Annotated in this window: 3 protein-coding genes; all 3 read left to right on the forward strand. The window is 64.5% G+C overall.

Annotated features, from left to right (window positions below):
- The coding region (locus tag I5M_RS05455) for a metal ABC transporter permease (RefSeq protein ID WP_022720485.1) at positions 1 to 429 on the forward strand (429 nt) is incomplete at its 5' end.
- A gap of 2 nt (positions 430 to 431) precedes the next feature.
- Complete coding sequence (locus I5M_RS05460; protein ID WP_031335460.1) at positions 432 to 1307, forward strand: metal ABC transporter substrate-binding protein; 876 nt, start codon at positions 432 to 434, stop codon at positions 1305 to 1307.
- An 88-nt stretch (positions 1308 to 1395) separates the two neighbouring features.
- Positions 1396 to 1655 (forward strand): GTP-binding protein (locus I5M_RS05465; protein ID WP_031335461.1); only part of this gene is annotated, 260 nt, incomplete at its 3' end.

Raw genomic sequence — 1655 nt, forward strand, 5'->3', positions numbered from 1 at the left:
GCCACTCTGACGATGATCGCATTGGCGGTGATCTGGCGGCCGCTGGTGATCGAATGCGTCGATCCTCTATTCCTGCGCGCTGTCAGCCACGCCGGTGCGCCGGCGCATCTGGCGTTCCTGGCGCTGGTGGTGATCAACCTCGTCAACGGCTTCCAAGCGCTCGGGACATTGCTTGCCGTGGGCCTGATGATCCTGCCGGCCGGCATCGCCAAGTTCTGGGCGCGCGATATCACCGGCATGATGATGGTGGCGGTCGCGGCCGCGATGCTGTCCGGCTATGCCGGGCTGGTGCTGTCGTTCTCGACCGGCGTGCCGTCCGGTCCCGCGATCATACTTGTTGCAGCAGTGCTGTACGTCCTTTCGGTGCTGTTCGGCCGCTTCGGCGGCATCATCCGCAAGCTGCTTCCTGCGCCCCATCTCGAGGCATGACGATGATACGACTTGGCTTAGTCTTGATGACCGTTCTGCTGGGCTGCCTGCCGGCCCGTGCGCAGCAGCCGGCGCCGCTCGGCGTGGTGGCGAGCTTCTCGATCCTGGCGGATTTCGCCCGCAATGTCGGTGGCGATCGCGTCGCCGTCAGTTCGCTGGTCGGCCCGGGCGGGGATGTGCACGTCTATACGCCGACGCCGGCCGACGCCAAGAAAGTCGCCGACGCCAGGCTTCTGGTCGTCAACGGCCTCGGCCTCGAAGGCTGGCTGCCGCGGCTGGTGCAGTCGTCGGGCGGCAAGGCGGTGATCGTCACCGTCACCAAGGGCATCAAGACCCGCAAGCTCGGATCGGAGTCCGATCCGCATGCCTGGCAGTCGGTGCCCAACGCCAAGATCTACGTCACCAATATCCGCGATGCGCTGATCGCTGCCGACCCGGCCGGCGCCGACGTCTATCGCGCCAACACGGCCGCCTATCTGGCCAAGCTCGACGCGCTCGATGCCGAGGTTCGCCAGGCGGTAGCAACCATCCCGGCGGAGCATCGCAAGGTGATTTCGACCCACGCCGCCTTCGGCTATTTCGCCGAAACCTACGGGATCGCCTTCATCGCGCCGCAGGGAGTCTCGACCGACTCGGAAGCGAGCGCCCGCGATGTCGCCTCGATCATCAGTCAGATCCACAAGGCCAAGATCCCCGCGGTGTTTCTGGAGAACATCAGCGATCCGCGCCTGATGCAGCGGATCAGCGCCGAGACCGGTGCCAAGATCGGCGGCACGCTGTATTCGGACAGCCTGACGGCCGAAAACGGCGAAGCCCCCACTTACATTGATATGGTCCGTCACAATATAAAGGCGCTGACCGGCGCGCTCGGCCGCTAGGCGGCGCCGGTCCTTCTCATCTGATCTGCCTCGATCTGCGGGACGCCGCGCTGCGACCTGGGACGGGGTTTCGTGCTGGAGTGTCCCGATGAATTCCGCCGCCGATAAAATCCCCGTCACCGTGCTCACCGGCTATCTGGGCGCCGGCAAGACGACGTTGCTCAACCGCATCCTGTCGGAGAATCACGGCAAGAAGTACGCGGTGATCGTCAACGAATTCGGCGAGATCGGCATCGACAACGACCTCATCATCGGCGCCGATGAAGAAGTGTTCGAAATGAACAACGGCTGCATCTGCTGCACCGTGCGCGGCGACCTCGTCCGCATTCTCGGCGGCCTGATGAAGCG

It is taken from the genome of Rhodopseudomonas sp. B29 (assembly GCF_000333455.1).
Lineage (GTDB): Bacteria > Pseudomonadota > Alphaproteobacteria > Rhizobiales > Xanthobacteraceae > Rhodopseudomonas.